Annotated in this window: 18 protein-coding genes and 1 pseudogene; 9 read left to right on the top strand and 10 right to left on the bottom strand. The window is 72.8% G+C overall.

Annotated elements, in window-relative coordinates:
• Positions 1 to 24: 24 nt before the first annotated feature.
• The 3 genes and pseudogenes from PSQ21_RS24150 to PSQ21_RS24160 all read right to left on the bottom strand — a co-directional run bounded on the left by PSQ21_RS24150 (position 25) and on the right by PSQ21_RS24160 (position 4,378).
• Complete coding sequence (locus PSQ21_RS24150) at positions 25 to 273, bottom strand: SCO4226 family nickel-binding protein (protein WP_274032908.1); 249 nt, start codon at positions 271 to 273, stop codon at positions 25 to 27.
• A 73-nt stretch (positions 274 to 346) separates the two neighbouring features.
• Positions 347 to 3,046, bottom strand: a complete 2,700-nt coding sequence (locus tag PSQ21_RS24155) for a discoidin domain-containing protein (RefSeq protein WP_274032909.1) — start codon at positions 3,044 to 3,046, stop codon at positions 347 to 349.
• A 210-nt stretch (positions 3,047 to 3,256) separates the two neighbouring features.
• Positions 3,257 to 4,378: pseudogene (locus PSQ21_RS24160) on the bottom strand (threonine synthase).
• 228 nt (positions 4,379 to 4,606) lie between these two features.
• Between PSQ21_RS24160 and PSQ21_RS24165 the strand changes: the two are divergent.
• Entirely contained in the window at positions 4,607 to 6,193 is a 1,587-nt protein-coding gene (locus PSQ21_RS24165; RefSeq protein ID WP_274032910.1) for a S8 family peptidase, read from the top strand.
• Positions 6,194 to 6,309: 116 nt separating this feature from the next.
• On the opposite strand, the gene PSQ21_RS24170 is transcribed toward PSQ21_RS24165, so the two are convergent.
• Positions 6,310 to 7,731, bottom strand: coding sequence for a glycoside hydrolase family 18 protein (locus PSQ21_RS24170; RefSeq protein WP_274032912.1), 1,422 nt, complete (start codon positions 7,729 to 7,731; stop codon positions 6,310 to 6,312).
• A gap of 400 nt (positions 7,732 to 8,131) precedes the next feature.
• Here PSQ21_RS24170 and PSQ21_RS24175 point away from each other — a divergent pair, with 400 nt between their 5' ends.
• From PSQ21_RS24175 to PSQ21_RS24195, 5 genes are all read left to right on the top strand, one after another.
• Positions 8,132 to 8,884: a GntR family transcriptional regulator gene (locus PSQ21_RS24175; RefSeq protein ID WP_274032914.1), complete on the top strand. Its 753-nt coding sequence runs from the start codon at positions 8,132 to 8,134 to the stop codon at positions 8,882 to 8,884.
• A gap of 226 nt (positions 8,885 to 9,110) precedes the next feature.
• Entirely contained in the window at positions 9,111 to 9,311 is a 201-nt protein-coding gene (locus PSQ21_RS24180) for a hypothetical protein (protein WP_097868256.1), read from the top strand.
• 271 nt (positions 9,312 to 9,582) lie between these two features.
• Positions 9,583 to 9,987 carry an NUDIX hydrolase gene (locus tag PSQ21_RS24185; protein ID WP_274032915.1) on the top strand — a complete coding sequence of 135 codons (405 nt, stop codon included), beginning with the start codon at positions 9,583 to 9,585 and terminating at the stop codon, positions 9,985 to 9,987.
• 131 nt (positions 9,988 to 10,118) lie between these two features.
• Positions 10,119 to 10,604: an ATP-binding protein gene (locus PSQ21_RS24190; protein ID WP_274032916.1), complete on the top strand. Its 486-nt coding sequence runs from the start codon at positions 10,119 to 10,121 to the stop codon at positions 10,602 to 10,604.
• 222 nt (positions 10,605 to 10,826) lie between these two features.
• Positions 10,827 to 13,394: a SpoIIE family protein phosphatase gene (locus PSQ21_RS24195; protein ID WP_274035909.1), complete on the top strand. Its 2,568-nt coding sequence runs from the start codon at positions 10,827 to 10,829 to the stop codon at positions 13,392 to 13,394.
• 159 nt (positions 13,395 to 13,553) lie between these two features.
• Here PSQ21_RS24195 and PSQ21_RS24200 read toward each other — a convergent pair whose 3' ends face one another.
• Together PSQ21_RS24200 and PSQ21_RS24205 are read right to left on the bottom strand one after the other, a co-directional pair.
• Positions 13,554 to 14,267 (bottom strand): PspA/IM30 family protein, encoded by a 714-nt coding sequence (locus tag PSQ21_RS24200; RefSeq protein WP_274032917.1) that lies wholly within the window; start codon positions 14,265 to 14,267, stop codon positions 13,554 to 13,556.
• 59 nt (positions 14,268 to 14,326) lie between these two features.
• Positions 14,327 to 16,420, bottom strand: coding sequence for a TPM domain-containing protein (locus PSQ21_RS24205; RefSeq protein ID WP_443334429.1), 2,094 nt, complete (start codon positions 16,418 to 16,420; stop codon positions 14,327 to 14,329).
• 365 nt (positions 16,421 to 16,785) lie between these two features.
• On the opposite strand from PSQ21_RS24205, the gene PSQ21_RS24210 reads away from it, so the two are divergent.
• Together PSQ21_RS24210 and PSQ21_RS24215 are read left to right on the top strand one after the other, a co-directional pair.
• Positions 16,786 to 18,309: a glycosyltransferase gene (locus PSQ21_RS24210; RefSeq protein WP_274032918.1), complete on the top strand. Its 1,524-nt coding sequence runs from the start codon at positions 16,786 to 16,788 to the stop codon at positions 18,307 to 18,309.
• A gap of 8 nt (positions 18,310 to 18,317) precedes the next feature.
• Positions 18,318 to 19,832: a DUF6056 family protein gene (locus PSQ21_RS24215; RefSeq protein WP_274032919.1), complete on the top strand. Its 1,515-nt coding sequence runs from the start codon at positions 18,318 to 18,320 to the stop codon at positions 19,830 to 19,832.
• Between the two features lie 7 nt (positions 19,833 to 19,839).
• Here the strand turns inward: PSQ21_RS24215 and PSQ21_RS24220 are convergent, their stop codons facing one another.
• The 4 genes from PSQ21_RS24220 to PSQ21_RS24235 form a co-directional block, all read right to left on the bottom strand.
• Positions 19,840 to 20,664: a tyrosinase family protein gene (locus PSQ21_RS24220; protein WP_274032920.1), complete on the bottom strand. Its 825-nt coding sequence runs from the start codon at positions 20,662 to 20,664 to the stop codon at positions 19,840 to 19,842.
• Between the two features lie 16 nt (positions 20,665 to 20,680).
• Positions 20,681 to 21,100, bottom strand: a complete 420-nt coding sequence (melC1, locus tag PSQ21_RS24225; protein ID WP_274032921.1) for an apotyrosinase chaperone MelC1 — start codon at positions 21,098 to 21,100, stop codon at positions 20,681 to 20,683.
• A gap of 436 nt (positions 21,101 to 21,536) precedes the next feature.
• Positions 21,537 to 22,517, bottom strand: a complete 981-nt coding sequence (locus PSQ21_RS24230; protein WP_274032922.1) for a glycoside hydrolase family 6 protein — start codon at positions 22,515 to 22,517, stop codon at positions 21,537 to 21,539.
• A gap of 242 nt (positions 22,518 to 22,759) precedes the next feature.
• Positions 22,760 to 23,779 (bottom strand): TY-Chap domain-containing protein, encoded by a 1,020-nt coding sequence (locus PSQ21_RS24235; RefSeq protein ID WP_274032924.1) that lies wholly within the window; start codon positions 23,777 to 23,779, stop codon positions 22,760 to 22,762.
• A 106-nt stretch (positions 23,780 to 23,885) separates the two neighbouring features.
• Here PSQ21_RS24235 and PSQ21_RS24240 point away from each other — a divergent pair, with 106 nt between their 5' ends.
• On the top strand, positions 23,886 to 24,335 hold the full coding sequence (locus tag PSQ21_RS24240; RefSeq protein ID WP_274032925.1) for a PaaI family thioesterase: 450 nt from the start codon (positions 23,886 to 23,888) through the stop codon (positions 24,333 to 24,335).
• Positions 24,336 to 24,519: the final 184 nt, after the last annotated feature.

Raw genomic sequence — 24,519 nt, forward strand, 5'->3', positions numbered from 1 at the left:
GACGCCCCGCTCGGGCCTGGCCGGTCACACCGCCAGCGGCACCGCGTGGATCTCGTCCGCCGTGTGGCCCGCGCGTTCGTGGATGCGCTGGACCGCTTCCGCCGAGGGGGCCGTGGACAGGCAGTAGACCGTCCCGGACTGCGGGTCCGCCCAGGCGTGTTCGAAGTGGACTCCCTCTTCCTTCTGGATCGCCACGTCGGCCGCGTGGGCTTCCTTCAGCTGGTCGGACGTGATGCCCTTCATGCCCCGGTGGACATCCATGTACATGCCCATGACTTGTGCACCTCCGGATGTTCGGTTGTGGCCCCTCTTCCATGCTCCACCTGATGCCGGGTTCGGGCGCGTTCTACCGTCCGCCCGCCTCCACCCGCAGTTCCGCCAGTCCCGCCGGCTTCTCCGGGTCCTCCGAGCGGACCGTCACCCGGACCTTGCGGGCCGTGTCGCCCGCCAGGTAGGGGCGCCAGAAGCGGCCGTCGAGGGAGGTCTCCACGGTGTGCGAGGCGGGGGCGGTGCCGCTCCAGGCGGGTGTCACGGAGGTGAGCCGGAGGGGCTTGGCGCCCAGGTCCACGGTCAGGGATCCGGCCGCGCCGTCGGGGGACCAGGACGTCGCCGGGGCCCCGTCCACCGCCGCCTCCGCGTACAGCCCCGGGGCCTCGGACGTCGCCGTCACCGGGCGGCAGCGCGCCGCGTCGGCCGTCGGGGTCAGGTCGGGGCGCCGGGTGGGCAGCTCCAGCGTGGCGGAGAGGCGGCGCGGCCCCGCCGCCGTGTGGACCGTGAACGGGGCGCCGGAGGTCAGGCGGACCGTGGTCGTCCGGGGGCCGATCCCGACCTCGTACACGGCGTCCCGGTACCGCAGGCCCGTCAGCGTGACGCCCTCGCGCAGCTGGGGCGGCAGCGTCGGGTCCAGGCGTACGCCGTCCTCGCGGAGCCTGAGCCCCGTCAGGCCGTGCGTGAACACCTGGAGGAGGCCGCCCTTCCCGGTCAGGAAGTCGTCGGCGGGGAAGCCGGACAGCGGGTCCTCGGCGCCCGCCTTGTCGCCGCGCGCCTCGGAGAACAGGTCGTACGGGCCCCGCATGAAGGGCCGCACCGCACGCTGGAGGTAGGTGTACGCCGAGCAGCCCGGCTCCCCGATCGCCGCCGCGTCGATCGCGTGCACCGAGTCCGTCATCGCCGGGCCGTCCGGGTCGGTGCGGGCCGCGTAGTAGTCCAGGGTGGCCGCCGCGGCGCCCGGCTCCATCGGCCATTCCAGCGGGTAGGTCAGCAGGACCGTGTCCGCCTGCTTGATCGTGGAGCCGTTGTAGCCCGCGTACTGGAGGAAGACCTTCTTCTCCGCGTCGTACGGGATGCGCAGGCCGTCCGCCACCGTGTTCCAGGCGGCGGGCGGGCTGTGGCCGAGGAGCCGGGCGGCGCGGGTCGCGTTGCGCAGCGCGGTGGCGGCGACCGCGTTGGTGAAGACGCCGTCGTCGACGCCGTTGCTGTACTCGTCGGGGCCCGCCACGCCGTTGACGGAGTAGCTGCCGTCCGCGTTCGCCGTGGCGCGCGACTCCCAGAACTCGGCGATGCCCCGGAGCAGCGGCCAGCCCCTCGACGCCAGCCAGTCGCGGTCGCCGGTGGCGAGGTAGAACTGCCAGACGGCAAGCGAGACATCGCCCTGGAGGTGGTTCTGGGTCAGACAGTGCGGCGGGTCCCAGCTCTGGCACTCGGAGTCCATCCGGCCCCGGCTCGCGCTGGTCCACGGGTAGAACAGGCCCCGGTGGCCGTACTTCTCGGCGTTCGCACGGGCCGCGCCCCGGGTGCGGTAGCGGTATTCGACGACCGGGCGCGCCAGCTCCGGGCGGGTGGCGAGCAGGCCCGGGAACATCCACGTCTCGGCGTCCCAGAACACCATGCCCGCGTAGTTGTCACTGGTCAGACCGGCCGGGGCGATGCTGTCGGAGGAGCCGCGCCGGACGCTCGCCAGCAGCCCGTACTGGGCCGAGCGCAGCCAGCCCTGGAGCCGGCGGTCCCCCGGCACCAGCACATCGGCGGACCAGGCCTCGCGCCAGGCCGCCTCGTTCGCCGCGAAGACCCGGTCCCAGCCGCGACCCGCCGCCCGGCGTGCCGCCTCGCGGGCGTCCTCGGCCGGGGCACGGGAGGTCAGGGCGGTGTCGACGCCGACGTACTTCTCGAAGGTGTACGTCCGGCCCGCGCGGACCGGGGTCGCCGACGGGGGCGTACGGCCCCCCGGCCGCAGGCTCTGAACTGAGCCCGAACCGCGCCGCGTCAGCTGGGCGACGGCCCCCTCGATCCCGGTGCCCAGCGTCCGGAACGTGCCGTCCTCGCGGAGTGTGATCCGGCGCGCGCCGCGGTCGTCGAGCCGGCCGGTGACGGTCGCGGTGCCGCTCCAGCGCGGCGTCATCCGCAGGCGTACGGCTCCGGTGTGGACGTCGGACCGGTCGGCCAGCACCTCGTACACGAGGTCGGTGGCGCGGCCGTCGGCGGTCGTCCACCGCAGCGAGGTGCGGACGAGGCCGCAGGAGAGGAAGACCGTCTGCCGGTAGTGCGAGATCCGGCCCGCCGGGGTGTCCGGGCCGAGGGTCTCCCCGCCGACGCCCACGTCGATGTTCGTCCAGCTCGGGAGCGCGGCGATCACCTCGCGGCCCTCGGACACGGCCTTGTCCCGGGCGTACAGCCCGGAGACGAACGCGCCGTCGTAGCGGGGGGTGTAGAGCGGCCAGCCGGTCTTCTCGCCGGTGGCCGCGTAGCCGGCTCCGGCCGGGGGGACGCGGTGGCCGAGGTAGCCGTTGCCGATGTACGGGTCGTAGCCGGCGGCCTCCCCGAAGCGGGTGGACGTCGGCGCCCAGGAGGTCCCGGGGGCGCCCTCACCGCCCGTCCGGCCGCAGGCGGGCACGGCCGGGCGCGGGGAGGGGGGCGGGGGAGAGCCGGGCGGGCCGGCCGGGCCCGGCAGCGGTACGGGGGGCTCGGTGGCGTCGGCGAGGGGCGGCAGCGGTGCGATCAGGGCGGCCGCGAGGAGGGGCGCGAGGACGGAGATGCGCGAGAGGCTCACAGGACGAAGGTAGGGACGCGCCGGTGCGGTCGGTCGTCACGGCACGCACGGCCCCCGCACCGAGTGCCCGCCCGGCCGCCGGATGGAGCAGGTCCCGCGTCCGTCACCTCCGCCTCGCCGTGCCCCTTCCTCCTGCCCCGGGCACGGGCCGGGCCGCGTTCCTCGGACGGCCGCGCCCGCCCGGGTGCCGGGCCGGGGGACGCGGCCTCCTCACCCCGCCAGGCCCGTTTTCAGCCCCGCCCCGCACAGTGGCACCACCACACTGCCCCGCCCGGCACCGTTCCCCTCCCGCACCGCCGCCCAGCAGGCCACCCCCGTCGTCTCGACGTAGAGGCCGCGCGCGGCCAGATCCCGCTGGGCCTCGCGGACGTGGTCCTCCGACACCGTCAGGAACGTGCCGCCCGAGGCCCGTACCGCCGCCAGGATCTGCCGGGCGCGCGGCGGACGGGGGATGGCGATGCCCTCCGCGAGGGTGGCGGGAACCACGGCGGCCGGGTCCGCCGGAGGGAGGTCGTCCGCGCCCGCGTGGAAGGCGGCGGCCAGCGGGGAGACCGCCTCGGCCTGCACGGCGACCAGCCGGGGGCGGGTCTCGATCAGGCCGAGCGCGTGCAGTTCGGCGGTGGCGAGGGCCGCGCCCAGCAGCAGGGTGCCGTTGCCGACCGGGACGGCCAGCGCGTCCGGCAGCCGGCCGCCGAGGTCCTCCCACAGCTCGTACACGTACGTCTTCGTCCCGTGCAGGAAGTACGGGTTGAAGACGTGCGAGGCGTAGAAGACCCCCGGTTCGTCAGCCGCCGCGCGGGCGGCCCCCGAGGTCGCCTCCCGGCCGCCCGGGACCGTGACCAGGCGCGCGCCGTGGGCCCGGATCTGCTCGGTCTTCTTCGGGGACGTGCCCTCGGGGACCTACACCGTGCAGGGGAGCCCCGCCCGCGCGCAGTACGCGGCGATCGACGTGCCCGCGTTGCCGGTGCTGTCCGCCACGACCCGCTCCGGCCCCAGCCGCCGGGCCAGCTCCGCGAGCATCACCGCGCCCCGGTCCTTGAAGGAGAGCGTCGGCATGAGGTAGTCGAGCTTCGCCGAGACGGTGTCCGTGAGGGGGACGAGCGGGGTGCGGCCCTCGCCCAGGGAGATCGGCGGGGCGGTGAGCGGCAGGAATTCCTCGTAACGCCACAATGAATCGGCCCGCCCGGCAGACGGGTTCGGCGCCGCGCCCCGGGCGGGGGTGAAGTCGAGGTCCCAGGGGCCCCGGCAGACCGGGCAGCACCAGGTCAGGGCGGTGATCTCGGACCGGGTCCCGTCCACGGGGCAGTGATAGGCCGTCATGCGCACCAGCATGTCAGGCGTATGGCAGGTGAATGCCACACGTATGCCACATGCCAAGGCACCCTTGTGAGTTCGCCATGGATCGGTCAATCTTTCGCTGGCAGCAGGGCATGCGGCTCACCGGACGACGCAGAAAACGGGGCGTTCGGCCGGCTGATTTGTCATGCCCCTGTCCGGAGTCGTCGTGTGGCTCCGGCACCACCCCCCACCAGAGCACCGCCTATGAGGAGGACCCCTCAGATGTCAGTGACGCGTCACACCCCCCAGGCCCGTCGAAGACTCGCCGCGGCGACCGTCATAGCCACCGCAGCCGCCGTCGCCCTCGCCACCGCCGCCCTCCCGGCGACCGCGGCCGAGCGCGCACCCGAAGGCGTGATCCTGAACGCGGGCGCCCCGGGCGCCATCAGCGACAGCTACATCGTGACGCTGAAGGACTCGGCCGCGAAGTCCCACACCGCCCAGGGCAAGGCCCTCGCGAAGAAGTACGGCGCGAGCATCGAACGGACCTACCGCTCGGCCCTCAACGGTTACGCGGTCGAGGCATCGGCCGCCGAGGCGAAGAAGTTCGCCGCCGACCCGGCCGTCGCGTCCGTCTCGCAGAACCGCACCTTCACGGCCTCCGCCACCCAGAACAACCCGCCCTCCTGGGGGCTGGACCGGATCGACCAGCGGAGCCTCCCGCTGGACCAGCGCTACACCTACCCCGACAAGGCCGGCGAGGGCGTCACCGCCTACATCATCGACACCGGGGTACGGATCAGCCACAGCGACTTCGGCGGCCGGGCCTTCAACGGCTTCGACGCCGTGGACAACGACAACGTGTCGCAGGACGGCAACGGCCACGGCACGCACGTGGCGGGCACCGTGGCGGGCAGCGCGTACGGCGTGGCCAAGAAGGCCAAGATCGTCGGCGTCCGGGTGCTGAACAACAGCGGTTCGGGCACCACCGCGGGGGTCGTCGCGGGCATCGACTGGGTGACGGCCAACGCCGTCAAGCCGGCCGTCGCCAACATGAGCCTCGGCGGCGGCGCGGACTCGGTGCTCGACGCCGCCGTGCGCCGGTCCATCGCCTCCGGCATCACCTACGCCGTCGCGGCGGGCAACGAGTCGACCAACGCCTCCACCAAGTCGCCGGCGCGTGTCGCCGAGGCGATCACGGTGGGCTCGACGACCAACACCGACGCCCGCTCCAGCTTCTCCAACTACGGCTCGATCGTGGACATCTTCGCCCCCGGCTCCTCGATCACCTCGTCGTGGCACACCAGCGACACCGCCACGAACACCATCTCCGGCACGTCGATGGCCAGTCCGCACGTCGCCGGCGCGGCCGCCCTCTACCTCGCCGACAACCCGGGCTCGACCCCCGCCCAGGTCTCCGCCGGCCTCGTCGCGGCCTCCACCACCGGGGTCGTCACCAACCCGGGCAGCGGCTCGCCCAACCGGCTGCTGTACGTGGGCGCGGGCGGCACCACGCCGCCCCCGGGCAAGAAGTTCGAGAACACCACCGGGTACGCGATCAACGACAACGCCACCGTCGAATCACCGGTCACCGTCACCGGAGTCACCGGTAACGCCCCGGCCGCGCTGAGCGTCCCGGTCAACATCTCGCACACCTACATCGGCGACCTGAGGATCGACCTGGTCGCGCCCGACGGTTCGGTCTACAACCTGAAGGCGTACGGCTCCGGCGGCAGCAGCGACAACGTGGTCACCACGTACACCGTCAACGCCTCCTCCGAGGTCGCCAACGGCACCTGGAAGCTCCGGGTCAGCGACAACGCGAACGCCGACACCGGACGGATCAACAGCTGGGCGCTCCAGTTCTGAACCCGCCCAGGGGCTCCGGGCCGGACCGCTGAACCGGAGACCTGATCCATCCCGTGAGTCGGGCCGGGGTGACCGCGTGACGCGGTCGCCCCGGCCCTTCGGTGTCAGCCGCGGTGTCAGCGGCGGTTGAGCCCGCGGTGGACCGCGGTGATCAGCTCACCGTTCTCCGTGTCCCCGTCCAGCGACCAGAACATCGCCCCGCCGAGACCCTTGTCCCGGATGTACGCGGCCTTGGCGCGCAGCACCTGAGGGTCGTCGTAGGTCCACAGCGTCGTGCCGTCGAACAGCCACGCGTGGCCGTTCTTCACATCACGGTGGACCGTGTACGCCCCCGAAGCGGCCAGCTGCTTCAGGACCTTGTAGTCCTCGTAGCCCGCTCCCCAGGTGGCCGGAGCCGGGGCCGTGGCCGGCTGCCCCATGCCCGTGCCGCCACCGCTCACTCCGGTCCAGCCCTGGCCGTAGGTCGGCATGCCCATCACGAGCTTGTGCCTGGGCGCGCCGCGGCGTACCCAGTCGCGCACGGTCTGATCGACGCTGAAGTCGTTCTTCGCGTACAGGGCCGACTGCTGGGCCGTCTTCTTCTCACCGGAGACGTGGTAGTCGTAACCCTGGATGTTGACGAAGTCGAAGTCCTTCATGAGGCGCTTCACGTCGAAACCCGCGTCGATCGCCTTCGGGTTGGCCGCCACGTAGGCCGACAGGTCGTAATGCTTCGGCTTCGGCTTCCCGTGCCCGTGCCCGTGGCCCTTGCCCTTGCCCTTGGCCGCCTTCTCCTTGGCCTTCGCCTGGCTCTTGGCGTAGGCGTCGAGCTGGGTGCGGAACTCGTGGATCAGGGCGGTGAAGTTCTTCTTGTCCTCCGGGCGGAAGACGGTGCCCTCGTTGCCCGCCGAGCCGGGCCACTCCCAGTCGACGTCGATGCCGTCGAAGAGGCCGGCCGCCGCGCCGTCGCCGCCGCGTGCCCCGTCCACCGGGAGGTTGCCCTTGATGTACAGGTCGATGCAGGAGGCGACGAGCGCCTTGCGGGAGGCCGCCGTGCGGGCCGCGTCGGAGAAGTGGGTGGAGTAGCTCCAGCCGCCCAGCGAGATCATGACCTTGAGGCCGGGGTGCTTGGCCTTCAGCTCGCGCAGCTGGTTGAAGTTGCCCGCGAGCGGCTGGGTGTCGGTGTCGGCGACGCCGTCGACCGATCCCGCCGCGTCGAGCGGGCGGGCGTAGTCCGCCCAGGCGTCGGCCTGGCCGGGGATGTTGCCGGTGAAGCACTTGCCCTCGGCGTTGACGTTGCCGAAGGCGTAGTTGATGTGGGTCAGTTTCGCCGCGGCCCCGCTGGTGTCCAGGTCCTTGACCTGGAAGTCGCGCCCGTAGACGCCCCATTGGGTGAAGTAGCCGATGCTCTTGTACGCGGGGCGGTGGTGGCCCCTGTCGCGGTCGCCGCCGTCGCTCCGGCCGTGGTCGGCGCTGGCCGTGGCCGCGGGTGCGATGCCCCCCAGCAGGGCCAGGGCGACGCCGGCGGTGGTCATTCGGGACAGGTTTCTTCGGCGCATGAGGCTCGTTCCTGTGCGTGATCCGGTGCGTGATCCGGTGCGGGAGGAATGCGGAAGGTGAGCGGAAGGAAGTGCGGGAGCCGTGCTGTGCACAGGAAGGTATTGGTCTGGACCAAAAATGGTCAAGAGTCCGGGAGTTGCCGACTTCGGCGGCGGTTCAGGTGCGGCAGTGTCGGCCGGTGCGGCGCCGGACAGGGCCGGTGCGGCGCCGGGCGGAGCCGGTGTGGCGCTCGGCGGGGCGGAAATCGAGGACCGTCCGGTACTGATCTGGTGTCCACGTCCGGGATATGCGTGGACCGCCACCAGATCATCACATTGGGTGAAACTCTGGCCCATGCTTGCGGTGTACAACCCACGGTTGCCAGGCTGTTGCAGACTGTCAACCTGTTGGGAGTGGCCTGTGACATTCGGTGAGCAGCCCGCCTATCTGCGCGTGGCGAGCGATCTCAGGGAGAAGATCGTCAACGGCGCGCTGCCGCCCCATACCCGCCTGCCGTCGCAGGCTCGCATCCGGGAGGAGTACGGGGTCTCGGACACCGTCGCCCTGGAGGCGCGAAAGGTCCTGATGGCGGAGGGGCTGGTCGAGGGCCGCTCCGGCTCCGGCACCTATGTGCGCGAGCGCCCCGTACCTCGCATGATCGCGCGCTCCGGCTACCGGCCGGACAAGGGCGCCAGCCCGTTCCGGCAGGAGCAGACGGCCGAGGGGGCGCGCGGGACCTGGGAGTCCCGCAGTGAGCAGGAGGGGGCGAGCCCCGAGATCGCCGAGCGGCTGGGCATCGAGCCGGGCGACCGCGTGATGCGCACGCACTACGTCTTCCGGGAGGCGGGCGAGCCGATCATGCTCTCCACCTCCTGGGAGCCGCTCGCCGTCACCGGCCGGACGCCCGTGATGCTTCCGGAGGAAGGGCCGCTGGGCGGCTGCGGGGTGGTCGACCGGATGGCCGCGATCGACGTCGTCGTGGACAACGTCGCCGAGGAGGTCGGCGCGCGCCCGGGGCTGGCGGAGGAGCTCCTGGCGCTCGGCGGTGTGCCCGGCCATGTGGTCATCGTCATCGGGCGTACGTACTACGCCTCGGGCCGGGCGGTGGAGACGGCCGACGTGGTGGTGCCGGCGGACCGGTACCGCGTCGCGTACCACCTGCCCGTGAGATGAGGTGAGGTGACGCCCCGTCGGGCCGTTCGGGGGCGCGCCGGCCGGGGCGCATGGGACACGAGGGGGCGCTTTCTTCGAATGCGCCCCTTTCGTGGTGGCCGGATGTGTATCTCTTTGTGCAAACCCGCCTGCACTGAGTGAAGGTCAGGCGTACGCTCGGGCATATGCGTACTGCGGTTTCCTGGGGATCCTTAGAGGCGTGCATGCCGGTGCGAAGAGGGGCGATATGCGGGGGAGCGACACGATGAGCGACAGCGGCGCCGTGCTCCCTTGGCAGGTGATACGGCAGGACGACGGCGGCAACCGCTACCGCGTGGGCAGGTACGCCACGCAGGCCGAGGCGCAGAAGGTCGCCGACGGCCTCGACGACCGCCATCGCCACCAGGTCTACCGGGTGGAGCGTGTGGGTCAGGGCACCGGGCCCTGACGCGGCGGACGGCGGCGTGGGCCCCAGAGGGGCCGTTCCGCCCTCCCGGGCCCCACGGCCTCCCCGGACGCTCCACGGGGCCTTCCCCGGAGCGCTTCGCGCCCGCGTGCGCCCTTGTCGCGCCTCTGCCGCTCCTCTGCCGCTCCTCTCGTTCCTCCCGTGCCCTCCGCCCTCGTCGCGCCCCGCGTTCCGTGGGTGGCCGGCCGGGGCGGTAGGGTCCCGCCCGGACCGGGGCGCGGACGCCGCCGGAAGTGGGGCGAGCGGGGCGGATGTGGTGGCGGTGCTGATCGACACGGTGGCGTGGGTACGGATCGAGGGCGGCAGGATCCTCTGCGCGCGGCCCCGGGGCAAGGACGTCTTCTACATCCCGGGCGGCAAGCGTGAGGGCGCGGAGACCGATCTGCAGACCCTCCTGCGCGAGGTCGAGGAGGAGCTGACGGTCGGCCTGATCCGGGAGACCGTCGTCCACGCCGGGACGTACGAAGCGCCCGTGGACGACCGGCCCGGCGCCGCCGTCGTACGGATGAGCTGCTATTACGGCGACTACCGCGGCACGCTCGCCGCGAGCGCCGAGATCGAGGAGATGGCGTGGTTCTCCTTCGCCGACCGGGCCCTCGTGCCCCCCGTGGACCAGTTGCTCTTCGATGATCTCAGGGCGGCGGGCGCGCTGAGCTGACCTCCGGCCGTGGTGTGCGTTCACCCGTCTGCACTAAACGCCAGGTTACGCGGTAGCGAGTAACAAATGGTGGGTATGGGCTGTTTAGTCCCCATTTGCATAGGGGGTGCGCCCGTGGTCGTCCCTGGGAAGTGATCGGTGTGATCGATACCGAAGGCGACTGCGCCGAGTGGGCCTTCCCCGCCGAACCCGGTTCCGTGCGGAGCGCCCGGCACGCCGTCCGGGGAGCGCTGGGCACCTGGGGTCTCGACGCCGCGGTGGGCGACCTGGCGGTCCTGCTCGTCAGCGAGCTGGTGACCAACTCCCTCCGCTACGCCTCCGGGCCCATCGGCGTACGCCTGGTCCAGTCGCACGCGGACGGGGACCTTCCGCACCCCGGTGGACGTCCTCCGCTCGCCCATCGGAGAATTCCGCTCGCCGACCGCCCTGCCACCGTCCCGGTGCTGCTGGTGGAAGTCTCCGATCCGCTTCCGGATCCACCCACCGCACGCAGTGCGGGTCCCGACGACGAAGGCGGCCGGGGACTCCAGCTCGTGGCCTGTTCCGCGCGCCGCTGGGGGACCCGTCGGGGAAAGAGTGGCAAGACGGTGTGGTTCGAGCTGGCTCTCCCTGGTTAGGAGAGTGGGGGACGCGCAGCGATCACCAGAGGTCGGGCAGAACCTGGCTGAAAGGGACCGAGACCTTGCTGTGATCGTGAACGCCGTGTCGGTCGGGGCCGTAGTGCTGAATACTGCGGGCAGGACCGGTCCGGTGTGTGAGCTGGAGGGGACGGTCGCGTGAGCGAAATACCTGGGACAACGGGTGATGTCGGTGATGCCGTCGGGACCACGGGCGACGTCGTGTGGCAGAGCAGTCCGCCCGGCTCGATCTATGACTACATCAGGGTCGCCTCCTTCTCGATCGGCCCCGACGGTCTGATCGAGCAGTGGAGCAGCCGGGCCGCCGGTCTGTTCGGCATGTCCTCGACCGAGGCGATCGGCCGTGACCCGGTGGAGGCCTTCATGCCCGCCGAGCTGCGCTCGGACGGTCATCGGCGGGTCGGCGAGATCCTCGACGGCAAGGAGTGGACGGGCCTCGTCCCGTTCCGGATGCCGGGCGAGGGCGGGGCGCACGGCGTCGCCGAGGTCTATGTGATGCCGAGTCTGACGGGCCGGGGGGAGCGGGCCGCCCTCTGTATCGTCGTGGACGTCCGGGCCCTGCGGCGCATCGAGACGGACCTCGCCGCCTCCCAGGCCATATTCGGCCAATCTCCTTTCGGCTTCGTTCTGTTCGGCACGGACTTCGCCGTCGTTCGGGCCAACCAGCGCTTCGCCACGGTCTTCGGCGGCGCGGCCGAGGACCACCGGGGCCGCACGGTGGAGGACTATCTGCCGCGGGCCGAGGCCGACCGGCTGTCCGCCACTCTGAAACGGGTCCTGGAGACCGGGGAGTCGGTCACCGACCTCCAGCTCGTCGGCACCGCACCCGGCGGCACCGAGCGCCGCCACTGGTCCATGAACCTCTACCGCGTGCACAGCGGGGCCGGCCGCCCCGTCGGCATCGCCGGCCTCGCCACCGACGTCACCCGCCGCCACATCGCCGCCCGCGAGGCCGCCAGCGCCCGCCGCAACCTCGCCCTCCTCAACGAGGCCAGCGCCCGCATCGGCAATTCCCTGGACCTGGAGACCACCGCCCGCGAGCTCCTCGACGTGGCCGTCCCCGGCTTCTGCGACCTCGCCGCCGTCGACCTCTACCAGGGACTGCTCACCGGCGAGGAGGCCGCTCCCGGCAGTTGGGCGCCCGCCCACCGCGAGTCCGCCGGAGGCTCGGCGGAGCTGCGCCGGGTGGCCCACGCCAGCGCGGTCGCCGACGCCCTGCACACCGCCGTGGCGGGCAGCGGCCCCCCGGGCCCGGACGACCTGCCGCCCGCGCTCGGCTCCGTCCACCGCTTCGCCTTCGGCTCGCCCTGCGCCGTCGCGCTGCGCTCCGGCCGGGTCGAGGACGTCCCCGGCGACGAGATGGGCTTCGTGCAGTCGACGCTCGCCGTGCCCATGGTCGCGCACGACACCGTCGTCGGCCTCGTCCAGTTCTCCCGTACGAAGGGCAGCGAGCCGTTCGGGGAACGCGACCGGGCGCTCGCCACCGAACTGGCGGCCCGCGCCGCCGTCTGCATCGACAACGCCCGCCTCTACCGCCGCGAGCACGAACGCGCCCTCATCCTCCAGCGCAGCCTCCTGCCCCCCGGCGACCCGGAGGCCGCCGGCCTCGACATCGCCTGCCGCTATCTGCCGGGCAACACCGCCACCGAGGTCGGCGGCGACTGGTTCGACGTGATCGAGCTGCCCGGCCACCGCACCGCCCTCGTCGTCGGCGACGTCATGGGCCGCGGCCTGCGCGCCGCCGTCGCCATGGGCGAACTGCGCACCGCCGTGCGGACCCTGGCCCTCCTCGACCTGGAGCCGGCCGAAGTGCTCTCCGCCCTGGACGAGGTGGCCCGCGGCCTCGGCTCCCCGGGCGGCGGCGAGCGCAGCGAGGGCCTCGGCGGCAGCGGGGGAGCGCAGTGGCCCTCCCGCGCCGCGCAGAAGTCCCGCGAGGCGGACCTCTCCGAGGTGTATCTCGCGACCTGCGTGTACGCGGTCTACGACCCGGTCACCCGGCGCTGCACGTTCGCCAACGCCGGGCACCTCCCTCCGGCCGTCGTCGAGCCCGGCCGGCCCGCCCGGCTCATCGACGTACCGCCGGGCATGCCGCTGGGCGTCGGTGGCGAGCCGTTCGAGGAGGTCGAGGTCGAGCTGGCCGAGAACGCCCTGCTCACCCTCTACACCGACGGCCTCGTCGAATCCCGCGACCAGCCGCTGGACGAGGGCCTGGACGCGCTGCGGGCCGTCCTCACCGGCCCGCAGATGGAGCTGGAGGGGGCCTGCGACCACGTGCTGAGCACGCTCGACACCCGGCACGGCGAGGACGACATCGCCCTGCTGATGGCCCGCATCCAGGGGCTCCCCGGGGAGGCGGTCGGGGACTGGACGCTGCCGCGCGAACCCCGCTCCGTGGGGCGCGCCCGTGAGCTGGCCCGCTCACAGCTGGTCGCCTGGGACCTCGACGACCTGGTCGACACCACCGAACTCCTCGTCAGCGAACTGGTCACCAACGCCCTGCGCTACGGCGAGGGCGAGATCCGGCTCCGGCTGCTGCGCGACCGCACCCTGGTCTGCGAGGTGTGGGACGCCGGCCTCGTCCAGCCGCGCCGCCGCCGCGCCCGCGACACGGACGAGGGGGGCCGCGGCCTCCAGCTGGTCGGCCTGCTCAGCGCCGCCTGGGGCTCGCGCCGCACCCCGCGCGGCAAGACCGTGTGGTTCGAACTGGCCCTGCCGGACGGGGCTCCGGCCGCCGAGCTCTCCGTGGAGCAGCTGCTGAGCATGTACTGAGCCCGCGAGGCTCGCGAGGGTGCTGACGAGAACCCCCCCCGCCCGCGAGGGCACGTTTCCCACCCGGCCCCCGCACCAGGCGTCACGCGCCCGCGCGCAAGGCGTTCGTGCACCGGGCGTGACGCTCCCGCTGCGCGCGAGGCGCCCGCGCACCGGGCGTCACGCGCCCGTCTTCAGGGCAGCCAGCCGGGCCTCCACCTCCGCGCTGTCTCCCAGGCTGTCCAGCTCCTCGAACTGGGCGTCCAGCGAGGAGGCCGCCAGCTCCTGCTTGCCCAGCGCCTTCGCCTCCTCGCGCCGCACCTTGTCCTCGAAGCGGCTCAGCTCGCTCGTCGGGTCGAGGACGTCGATGGTCTTCACGGCGTCCATCATCCGGTTCTGCGCCTGCGCGGACTTCGAACGGGCCACCAGCTCGTCACGCTTGGCCTTCAGCTGGGAGAGCTTGGCCTTCATCTGGTCGAGCCCCGACTTCAGCTTGTCCACGACCTCGCTCTGCGAGGCGATCGTGGGCCCGGCCGTCTTCGCCTCCTGCTCGGACCGGAGCTGGCGGCCCAGCGCGACCTTCGCCAGGTTGTCGAACTTGTCGGCCTCCGCGACCGACCCCGCCCCGCGCAGCTCATCGGCCTTCCGGCTGGCGGCCAGCGCCTTGCCGCCCCACTCGGCCGCCGCCTCGACGTCCTCCTTGTGGTCCTGCTCCATCAGCCGGAGGTTGCCGATGGTGGCCGCGACCGCCTGTTCGGCCTCCGCGATGTTGTTCGTGTAGTCCCGGATCAGCTGGTCCAGCATCTTCTGCGGGTCCTCGGCCTGATCGATCAGGGCGTTGATGTTGGCCTTCGCGAGCTGGGTGACGCGGCCGAGGACGGTCTGCTTGGACATGGGATGGCTCCTTGGAGATCGAGACGGTTCATGTGCTGTGGTCCTGCCCTGCCGGTCGTTCAGAAGCGGCCGCCACCGCCCCGGCGGCCCCGTGTCCCGCCCCCTCCGAAGCTGCCGGGCCCGCCGCCGAAGCCGCCGGACCGGCCGCCGCCGAACCCGCCGCCGAAGCCGCCGCCCATGCCCCCGCCCCGGCCGCCGCCGAACAGCCCGCCGAGGATGATGCCGCCGAGCACCGCCCCGCCCATGCCGCCGCCCTGCGGGGAGCCGGGCCCCCGCGGGGAGCCGAAGCCGCGGACGTCCTGCTCGGCCAGGCTCATCGCCTGCCCGGCCAGCGCGTCCGCCTGCCGCACCTCGGCCAGTGCCCCCCGCGCGTCCGTGGCCGTCAGCTCCCGGGCCCGCTCCCACCGCCGCTGTGCCTCCGTGAGCCGGGTACGGGCCTGGCTGCCGACCGCACCCCGGTGGGTCGTGATGTAGTCGGCCGCCGCCCCGATCGCGGACCGGGCGGTGAGCATCGCCTGATCGAGGAGGGACCGGGCCTTCGCCTCGCCCCGCTCCTGGTCCCGGGCCCCCGCCAGCGCCTCGTCCAGGGCCGCGTCCGCCTCCTCCACCCGGCGCAGCGCGTCGATCGGGTCGTACGGTCCGGCGGCCGTGGCGGCCCGCACATCGGTGAGCACGGCTTCGGCGCGGGCGATCCGGCCGCGCAGACCGGCGGTCGACGCTCCCTCGGCGGCCCCTTCGAGCAGCCCGCCCGCGTCCGCGAGGTCGGTCTCCGTCTCGGTCACCGCGGCGGGCAGCTTCCGCGCGGCCTCGCCCAGCTCCGCCGCCCGCCGGTCCACCGAGTCCAGCAGCGTGCCCGCCTGGCCCACCGCGCCCTCGGCTCCCCGGATGTAGACCGCGGCCCGGGAGTTCTCGCCGTCCTCGACCGCCGTACGGGCCTGCTCCACGGCCGGGGCCGCGAAGGCCAGCCGGTCCTTCGCCTGCTCGACGTCGGCCGCCACGGGCGCGGCGGCGCCCTCCCCGTACCGTTCGCGCAGCCCGGCGACGCCCGACTCGGCCGCCGCGACCCGCCCGGCGAGGGCGCGGCGCCTGGCGTCCACGGTGGCCAGGGCCTCCGGCGCGGTACGTTCCAGGGCCCGCAGCCGGTCGAAGTCCTCGGAGACGGTGTCCAGGCCTTCGTTCGCGGTCGCGCACCGGCGCAGGATCTCCTCCAGCATCAGGCGGCGGGCCGCGTCGTCCTCGGGGAAGGCGTCGTCGAGCTGCTGACGCAACCGGAACGACCGCGTCAGCTCGTCCTTCGCCCGCGCTACCGCCTCGGTGAAGGGCTTCGCCGCCTCCTCGCCGAACTGGGCGGTGGCGAAACCGAGTTCCTCCTCGCTGGTGCGTACCGCGTCGTCGGTGTCCACCAGCGCCTCCTTGGCCCGCCCGTCCAGCTCCGGCAGCGGCTCCGGCGCACCGCCCGCCCCCGCGCCCCGGCCCCAGCCGGTGGCCGCCGGGGTGGTGCGGGTGGTCGTACGCCGTCTGCGCCGGGCGTACGCGTAGGCGCCGACCGCGCCCACGCCCGCCACGACGACCACCGGCAGGATGATGTCGCGGGCGCCGGTGGAGCCGGAGCCGTCCGTACCGGGGTCGGCGGGCCCCGGGGTGATGGCGGGGGCGGTCACCGGACGTCCGGCCAGTACGGAGCCGTAGCCGTCGGCAGCGCCGATCGCGGCCCCGGCCCAGTCGTTCTCCCGCAGCGCGGGTTCGATCGCGGTGCCCGCCACCTCCCGCAGCTGCTCGTCGGTCAGCGGGGACCCGGCGTCGACGGAGTAGGCGTACTGGCGGTCGTGGGTGGCGACGGAGAGCAGCACGTCGTCCTGGCCCAGGCCGTTGCGGTCGGCGGTCTCGTCGCTCCACGTCTGTCCGGACCGGCCGGAGAAATCACGTACGTACACCACGAAGAGCTGGAGGCGCTCGTCGTCGTACAACCGGTCGAGCGCGTCCTCCACCTGCCCCGCCCGGTCGCCCAGAGCCCCCACCCGGTCGGTGACCTGCCCCTCCCGGGACAGCTCGACGGGGTCGTCGGCACGGGCGGTCGCGGCGGCGGGGAGCACCAGCCAGCACACGGCGGCCAGCACGGCGAGGAGGCCGGCGAGAGCGCGGCCGACGCGCAGGCCGCTGCGAGGACCGGCGGGAGGGCCGCTGCGAGGGCCGGCCGGAGGGCCGGTGGACCGGCAGGGAAGCCGGGCACCGCCGGGGGCGGTGCTCCGGAGCCGTGTCCGTGGATGAAATATCACCTTTGCGAGGCTATGTGTGCTTTTTGACCCTCGCGACCCGGCGTACTGCCGACCCGCGTCGGCTGTTCGCATGAAAGGGCGCGGGAAAGAGACACCCCCGCGCGTGTACGGAGGGACGGGGGCAGCCGTCCGTCGTCAGATGGGCGGACGTGGCGCGTTCCGGGGCCCGGTGCCGGAGGCCGACGGTGCCCGCGCCGGTGAGGTCCGGCACCCACGAGGGGCCCGAAGTCCGGAGGTGGCGTGTGACTGGCCTTCAGCTGTCGGTCGTCGTGCCGTGCTTCGACGAGGCCGAGGTCATCGAGTCCTTCCACGCCGCCCTGCTCGGCGTCCTGGACTCCCTCGGGGACAGCTTCGAGATCTGCTACGTCGACGACGGCAGCCGGGACCGCACCCGCCCGCTGCTCAGCGCCATCGCCGCCCGTGACCCGCGCATCCACTACACCGCCTTCAGCCGCAACTTCGGCAAGGAGGCCGCCATGCTCGCCGGCCTCCGCATGTCGCGCGGGGCGGCCGTGGTGATCATGGACGCCGACCTCCAGCACCCGCCCGAGCTGATCCCCCGCATGCTGGAACTGCACCGGCACGGCTACGACCAGGTCATCCCGCGCCGCGACCGCGCGGGCGAGGGCATGCTCCGCAGCACCCTCAGCCACACCTACTACGCGCTCGTCCGCCGCTGCATGGACGTGGAGCTCATCGACGGCTCGGGCGACTTCCGGCTGCTGTCGAGGCGAGCGGTGGAGAGCGTGCTGTCCCTTCCCGAGAGCAACCGCTTCTCCAAGGGGATCTTCTCCTGGATCGGCTTCGACACGGTCACCTTCCGCTACCGCAACAGCGAGCGGGTGGCGGGCCGGTCGAAATGGGGCAGCAAGCGGCTGCTGAACTACGGCATCGACGGACTGCTCTCCTTCAACAACCGGCCGCTCCGCCTCGCGATCTACACCGGCTTCTGGGTCTTCGTCTCGGCCCTGGTCTACGCCCTGTGGACGGTCGTGGGCGTCGTCCTGCACGGCGCGGACACCCCCGGTTACGCCACCCTCCTCACCGCCGTCGTCGCCCTCAGCGGCATCCAGCTGGTGACGCTCGGGGTCATCGGCGAGTACGTGGGCCGCATCTACCACGAGGCGAAACACCGCCCGCCCTACGTCGTGCGGGAGACCGACGCGACCCGGCGGGCGCTGCCGGCCGGCCCGCCGTCGCGCCCGCGACTCACGGGAGGCCCGGGCGAACGCGCCACGCCCCCCGCCCCGGCCGCCATGGCCGAAGCCCCCGCCCCGGCCCCCGCGACCGGCGCCCCCGGCCGGTCCCGTACCGCCCGCCAGTTCGGCAGCTTCGTCCTCATCGGCTGCGTGAACACCGCCGTCTACCTCGGGATCTACGCCTCGCTGAACCGCTGGATCCCGTACCTGACCGCGCACGTCGTCGGCTACGCGGTCAGCATCGTGTGCTCGTTCCTGCTCAACTCCTACGTCACCTGCCGGACGCGGCCGACCTGGCACGGGTTCGTCCGCTATCCCCTCTCCAGCCTGGTCAACCTGGTGGCGTCCGGAGCGCTGCTCTACGGGGCGGTCAGCGGCCTCGGGATGGACAAGAACCTCGCCGCGCTGGCGGCGGGCGTCCTCGTCACCCCGGTCTCGTTCCTGCTGGCCCGGTGGGCGATCACCTCGGGCCGGTCCAGGGCCGCCACGGCGGTGCCGCAGGCCGGACCGCAGGCCGGCCGTCCGGTGCCCGGACCGCTGCCCACCCGCTCGTCCCAGGAGGGGTGACGTCCGCGATGTCCGACGACGTTCCCGTGACCGCCGCCCCGGAGAAGCCGCGGAGGGGCGAGGAGACGTCGGACCCGGCTGCCGGGCGCCCCTCGGACCGACCCTGGACCGCCCTCTGGGTGAGCGCCCTCGCGCTCCCGCCGCTCGCCCTGCTCGCCGCCGCGTCCTGGTTCGGGCGGTGGGTGCGGCCCGGCGCGGACGACTGGTGCTTCCTGCCCGCCGTACGGGACGACGGCGTCATGGGCCTCGTGGGGAAGTTCTACTTCGACGACAACGGGCGGGTCGCCAACGCCCTCCTGGTCGGCGCGTACGCGAAGTTCCAGGTCGCGGGACACCAGTGGTACCCCCTGATCAGCGGGGCCCTGGTGCTCGCGGTCCTCTGGGCGGTGGCCGTCCTGGCCCTGCGCCGGGCCCGGCTGCGCACCCCGCGCGGCCTGCCGCTCCTGCTCGCGGCCCTGAGCACCGCGCTCTTCCTGTTCGTCACGCCGAACACGTACAAGACGTTCTACTGGCCCGCGGCGTCCGTCTCGCACACCCTGCCGCCCGTCCTGGCCTGCGCCGCGCTGATCCCGTTCCTGCTCGCCCGCTCCCGCCGGGGGCGGGTCCTCGCGCTCGCCGTCGCGGCGCTCATGGGCGCCTTCCTCGCCACGCTGTCCGAGGAGACGGCGATCGTCGTCGTGGTGGTGCTCCTGACCGCGCTCCTGCTCTCCGGCCGGGTCGTCCCCGCCCCCGACCGGGGGTTCGTCCGGCGCTGGTGCGCGGCGGGCATCGCCGGGACGGCGGCCGGGGCCGTCGTCCTCATCACCTCACCCGGCTCCACGCGCCGCAGGGACCGGTTCGGCGCGGAGACCACCTCCCTGCTCGCCCCCGACTCCCTCACCGCGTCGCTGCGCGCGTTCGCCGAGATCGCCGTCACCGTGGCCACGACCTGGCAGTACGTCGGCGCGGTCGCCGCAGGCGTCCTGCTGGGGCTGCTGTGCCGACGGGCGGACGGGACACCGCCCCGCCCGCCCGCCCACGTGCCCCTGCTCATCGCCGCCGGAGTGCTCGCGCTCCTCGTCTCCGGCTACCTCTGCACGGTCATCGCCTATCCGGTGTTCGGCGACCGGGTGAGCGACCCGGGCGCCAACCGGCTGTGGAACGACTACCTCCTGCTGTACGTGATCCTGCTCGTCGGCGCGGGTGCCCTGCTGGGCATGGCCCTGCGCCGGCACCCCCGCCGCACCGCCCCGGCGAAGGCCGTGTGCGCCGCGCTCTGCGTCCTGGTGTGCGTCGGCCCGGCCGTGGCGCTGACCAACCTGGAGACCGCGATGCGGGCCCGGGCCGAGAAGTGGGACGCCCAGGACCGCCGGCTCCGCGAGGGGGCGGAGGCCGGGAAGCGGGTCCTGCCGTACGAGCGCCTGGTGATCAGCAACATGCTGGAGCCGTTCAGCCAGGGCGGACGCTCGTACTGGCCCGGAGGCTGCGTCGCCGACCTCTACGGGCTCGACCGGGTCACGGACGGGACCAGGGACGCCCCGTGACGATGACTCAGGCGTACGTGTAGAACTGCGTGTGGTCCAGCATGTCCTGCGGGGTGGTGTTGGGCCAGGGCGGCATGGTCTCGTTCAGGTCGATCACATCGACCGTCCCCCCGGCGGGGAGGTACTCGGCGCTCGTCGGGTGGAGCGCGTGCCAGTCGGCCCAGAGCTTGTCGACGAACGAGTGGTGCAGCCAGAACACCGGGTCGTTCGGGGAGACGCTCGTCTCCATGTGGCCCCAGACCCAGGTGTGCACCCGGTTGTGCATGCTCATGTACCCCGCGGTGCCCTCCAGGGTGGAGCGGAAGCCGGCCGAGCCGTCGCGGAAGGGCGGAGAATCGTAGGTGGGCATGGCGAGGGCCGCGTCGACCTCGGACCGGGGCGGGAGCGTGGGAACGCGGTAGGCGAGCCGGCGTGCGAGGAAGGGGCGGCTGTCGACCGAGACGCTGATCGTCCAGTTCCCGCCGGAATACGCGAAGGGGCCGTCCATCACCTGATCGTCCAGGACGCGTCCGGTGCCCCCGAGGAAGTCCGGGGCCCAGAGCGAGGAGCCGACGGTGTTGTCGGCGGTCCAGTCCCAGTAGGGAATCGAGACCGAGGCGTCGACCTTCTGCAGTTCGTTCTCGAAATCGATGAGGAACTTGCGGTGCCAGGGCAGGAACGACGGCCCGAAGTGGCCCACGTACACGCCGGAGTTCATGTCTATCGAGAACCGCGTGAGGTGGGTCTGCACGAATGTGTCGTACACCCCCGTGCGTTTGACCTCCAGTACCGCGTCGACAAAGGCCTTCTTCTCGGGGGCCGTGAGGTTCGCCTGGTTCTTCCGTACGGTCATGGCTGCTGCTCCCGGGTCAGGCGGTGGGGTCGAACGGAACGATGACGGCGCCCTTGAGCGAGATGACCGCCGTGCGAGCGGCCTCCAGCGGGGTCGCGAAGCGCTCGTAGTGGTTGATCGTGCTGCTCCAGCCGCTCTTCCCGTGCTGCATGACGGGCAGTTCACGGCCGTCGATCAGCACGCGGTAGGCACCGTGTCCGGCGTGTCCACCGTGTCCGGCGTGCGCGTGGGCCTCGGTGGGCGTGCCCTGGATACGGCGGCCCTTGAAGACCTCATCGAAGGAACCGGGTGCTCCGGTCCCGCCGGGTGTGCGGTCGTTGCTCGTGGCCTCGGCCGCCACGGTCTCCGTGGACGCGGCGGCCATACCGACGAGCGCTCCGGTTGCGGCGACGCCGATGACGGCTCCGAGGGCCTGACGGCGAGTGGGTTTGGGCATGCCGGATGTACCTCCAGAACATGAGGGAGGCGGCCCCCCGGGTGGTGTCCGGGGCCGCCGTGATCATGTCTACACGGGGGTGACCGTCCGCATAAGCAGGGAAAAAGAGGTTGGCTCTCATATGGACAGGTCTTCACGGACACAGGGGGGACAGAGAGTGTCCGCCGGCCTCCCGTGCCGCTTCGCGCCGGTGCTTGAGGCGTCGGAGGGCGCAGGTCTTGCCGCGTACGTGCCCTGCCAGTGAAGGATTTGCGATATCCGTCGCGCTGTCGCCCACCGGAACGATCATCTGCGCATGGCCGGAAGTACCTGAAGGTCGGCACCATCACGGTCGACAGGCCGGTCGTCACCAACTGGCACACCGCCCCGGCCGACGCCGTTCCCTCTGCCTGAGAGAACTGACGCGGGGCCGGGGCGGGCGGACCGGTTCCGTTCCTCAGTACCCGTAGATCATCTTGTACGCGACCTCCGGCAGGAACTGCCCGGCCACGGAGCCGGCGCCGACTCCGCAGTCGCCGTCGGACTCGCCGGGGGTCTTCAGCCACAGCAGCATCTCGGCCCCGCCGCCCGTCTGGCTGACCGCCCCCGTCCTGCGCCCGCCCGGGTTGCACCACGCGCCGTTGGAGCCGTTTCCGTTGCGGCTGGTGTCGATGACGTACGGCTTCGTATAGCCGTAGGACGCCGCCAGGGACCCGTTGACGGCGTTGCCGTACGCGGAGTTCTCGCCGGTGCCGTAGTAGTTCGAGACGTTCAGTGAGAAGCCGTGCGCCTGCCGGGCTCCCGCGCCGTCGAGGTGTTGCGCCATGGTGGCCGCGCCGATCCAGGCCGGGTTTCCGGCGTCCAGATAGGTCCAGGTGTTGGGGGCGTGGGCGGCGAACTGGGCGAGCGCGTCCTTGAGCATTCCGTTGCGCTCGTCGATCTGAGCCTGGTTCAGGCAGCTGAAGTCGCCCAGGGAGTCGGGCTCGATGACCACCAGGGCGGGCCGCGCGCCGATGGCCGAGGCGAACGCGGAGATCCAGGTGCGGTAGGCGCTCGGGGTGCCCGCGCCGCCGCCGGAGTGCCCGCCGCAGGCGTCGCGGCCGGGGATGTTGTACGCGATCAGGACGGGCAGCTTGTCGGCGGCGTCGGCGGCGCCCACGTAAGAGCCGACCGCAGCCCCGATGTCCCCGCTCCAGGAGCCGAACCAGCGGGCCATGGGGCGCGAGGAGATGTTGTCGCGGATGGCGGCGGCCCGCCCGTCTCCGGGGTTCGCCGCGACCCAGGCGGCGGGCGTCGAGTGCGGGTCGGTGTAGAAGCCGTCGGTCATGCCGATCGGGTCGGCCGACGTGGTGGCCGCCGTGGCCTGCTGCCCGGTGCCGAGGGGAAGCAGCAGACAGGCGAACGCCGATACGGCGAGGGTGCGCAGGAGTCTTCTCATGCGTGCGGCCCTTCTGTGGGAGCGCTCCCAACCGACGACGGCCGCGCAGGTGATGGGGGGTGGGAGACGCGTGAATGGGGGGAAGGCGCGTGGGGCGGTGGGAAGTGCGTGCGGCGGGCCGGTGGGGCTTCGGTCCGCGACTGCCGTCGTCAGACGAGACGGTGACAGCGGGGCGCCCCGCTGTCAATGAGCCCGGAGCAGCGGCTCCCCGGTGCGGGGCCTTCGGGGAACCGCGACCGTGTTCAGACGGCGGGCCGGTGGACGCGGGGGATTCCCAGGTCCGGCAGGTCGAGGTGGAAGCCGCGCCCGCGACCGGTCGTGGTTCCGTCGTAGGAGAGGTCGGCCAGGCCGACGCCCAGATGCCGGAGTTCCCCGACGAGCATGCGGGCGGCCGTGGCCGCGTGCGCGGGGTCGTCCATGGCGTCGGGGAAGCGGCGCTGCCAGACCGAGGGGGAGGACTTCCAGCCACTCCGCGCCAGCCGGTCGGGGTCGGCCGCGTCCGGTTGGTGCAGATAGCCGGTGGCTTCGATGACGAGACCCAGATCCTGACTCCAGCCCTGGACGAAGCGCTGGGGATCGTCGGCGGATCCCAGGTGCAGGATGAACCTGCCGGGGAAGAACGGGGTGTCGTAGTCGAGGGAGCGCAGAGTCTCGGACAGGTGCTTCTCCACCTCGTCCCACGTGGTGCCGGTCGCCTGCGACGCGACGGGCGCGCTCGGCGGACCGGCGGGGTCGGCGGCGCGCCAGCGGCCACGGGAATAGCCGCGTCCGGCGGCGTCGGCGTCCGCGTCGGGAGGCAGGAGTTCGAGGCTCACCTCGCCCTCGTCGTGCGAGTGCACGAGGAGGCAGGCGCCGGGGAGCCGCCACAGCATCCACGGGCCGGAGTCGCCTCCCCACATCGCGGGCGGGCCCAGCTCGTCCTCCATGACCCACCAGGCGGCGCGGACGAGACCGGCGGCGGAGGCTGTGTCGTCGGCGGGCAGGTCGACGACGCGTACGTTCAGTTTGCGCACCTGATCGGGGGCCGAGGCGTCGGAGATCACCGTGCCGTAGCCGCTCCGGGGCCCCTTCCGGGGAGCGAACCTGCGCCAGACCTGGCCCACGATCTCCTTGGGCTCCCGGAGCTCCCAGCCCAGCTCCGAGGTGGCGTGCTCGAACTCCGACAGGCTCCACGAGCCGAAGCGGAGCGGGATGACCTCGCGCACCAGCTCGCGGAAGGTGTCGTCGCCGAGCCAACTGCCCCGGGGGATCATGTTCTCCATCCGGCAGACAGTAGTGGCCCGGTGCCGACGCGATTCCGGGGGCCCGATGTTGACGGACCGCTGCCCGGGAGGCGACGCTCACCGCACCAGGGATGAGAGGTGGGACATGGAGGCACACGCCTCGCAACTCGCGTTCGGCCGGCAGGTTCTGGATGCCCAGCCCTTCAGCGTCCTGCTGGGCGCGCGGCTGACGGCCTTCGGTGACGGAGCGGCCGTCCTGGAGCTGGACGTACGGGACGAACTGCGCCAGCAGAACGGCTTCGTCCACGGCGGCGTCCTGAGCTACGCGGCCGACAACGCCCTGACCTTCGCGGCGGGCGCGGCCGCCGGCCCGTCCGTCCTGACCGCCGGTTTCACCATCGACTATCTGCGCCCGGCCCGGGGCGAGGTGCTGCGCGCGCGGGCCCAGGTGGTCCGCCCCGGCCGCACCCGGGTCGTCTGCCGCTGCGATCTGCTGATGGTGGACACCGCAGGGATGGAAACCCTCTGCGCGGTGGCCCAGGGCACGATCGCCGTCGCCTCCGGAAGGCCGCCGGAGCCGACCGCGACCGGGTGACCCCGGTGTGCGCGCCGCCGAACTGCCCCCACCACGTGCCGCCCCGCTCGCCCGGTACGGCCTTCGCCCGCTGTGCTCCCCGTCGCCCGCCCGGCACGGCGAAGACAAGAGCCCCGACCCCCGAGAGAGGGCCGGGGCCGGTTGAGGAGCCCGGCCGCCTACGCCCCGACGGGGCACGGAGTGT

Source organism: Streptomyces sp. MMBL 11-1, assembly GCF_028622875.1.
In the GTDB taxonomy this organism is placed as follows: domain Bacteria; phylum Actinomycetota; class Actinomycetes; order Streptomycetales; family Streptomycetaceae; genus Streptomyces.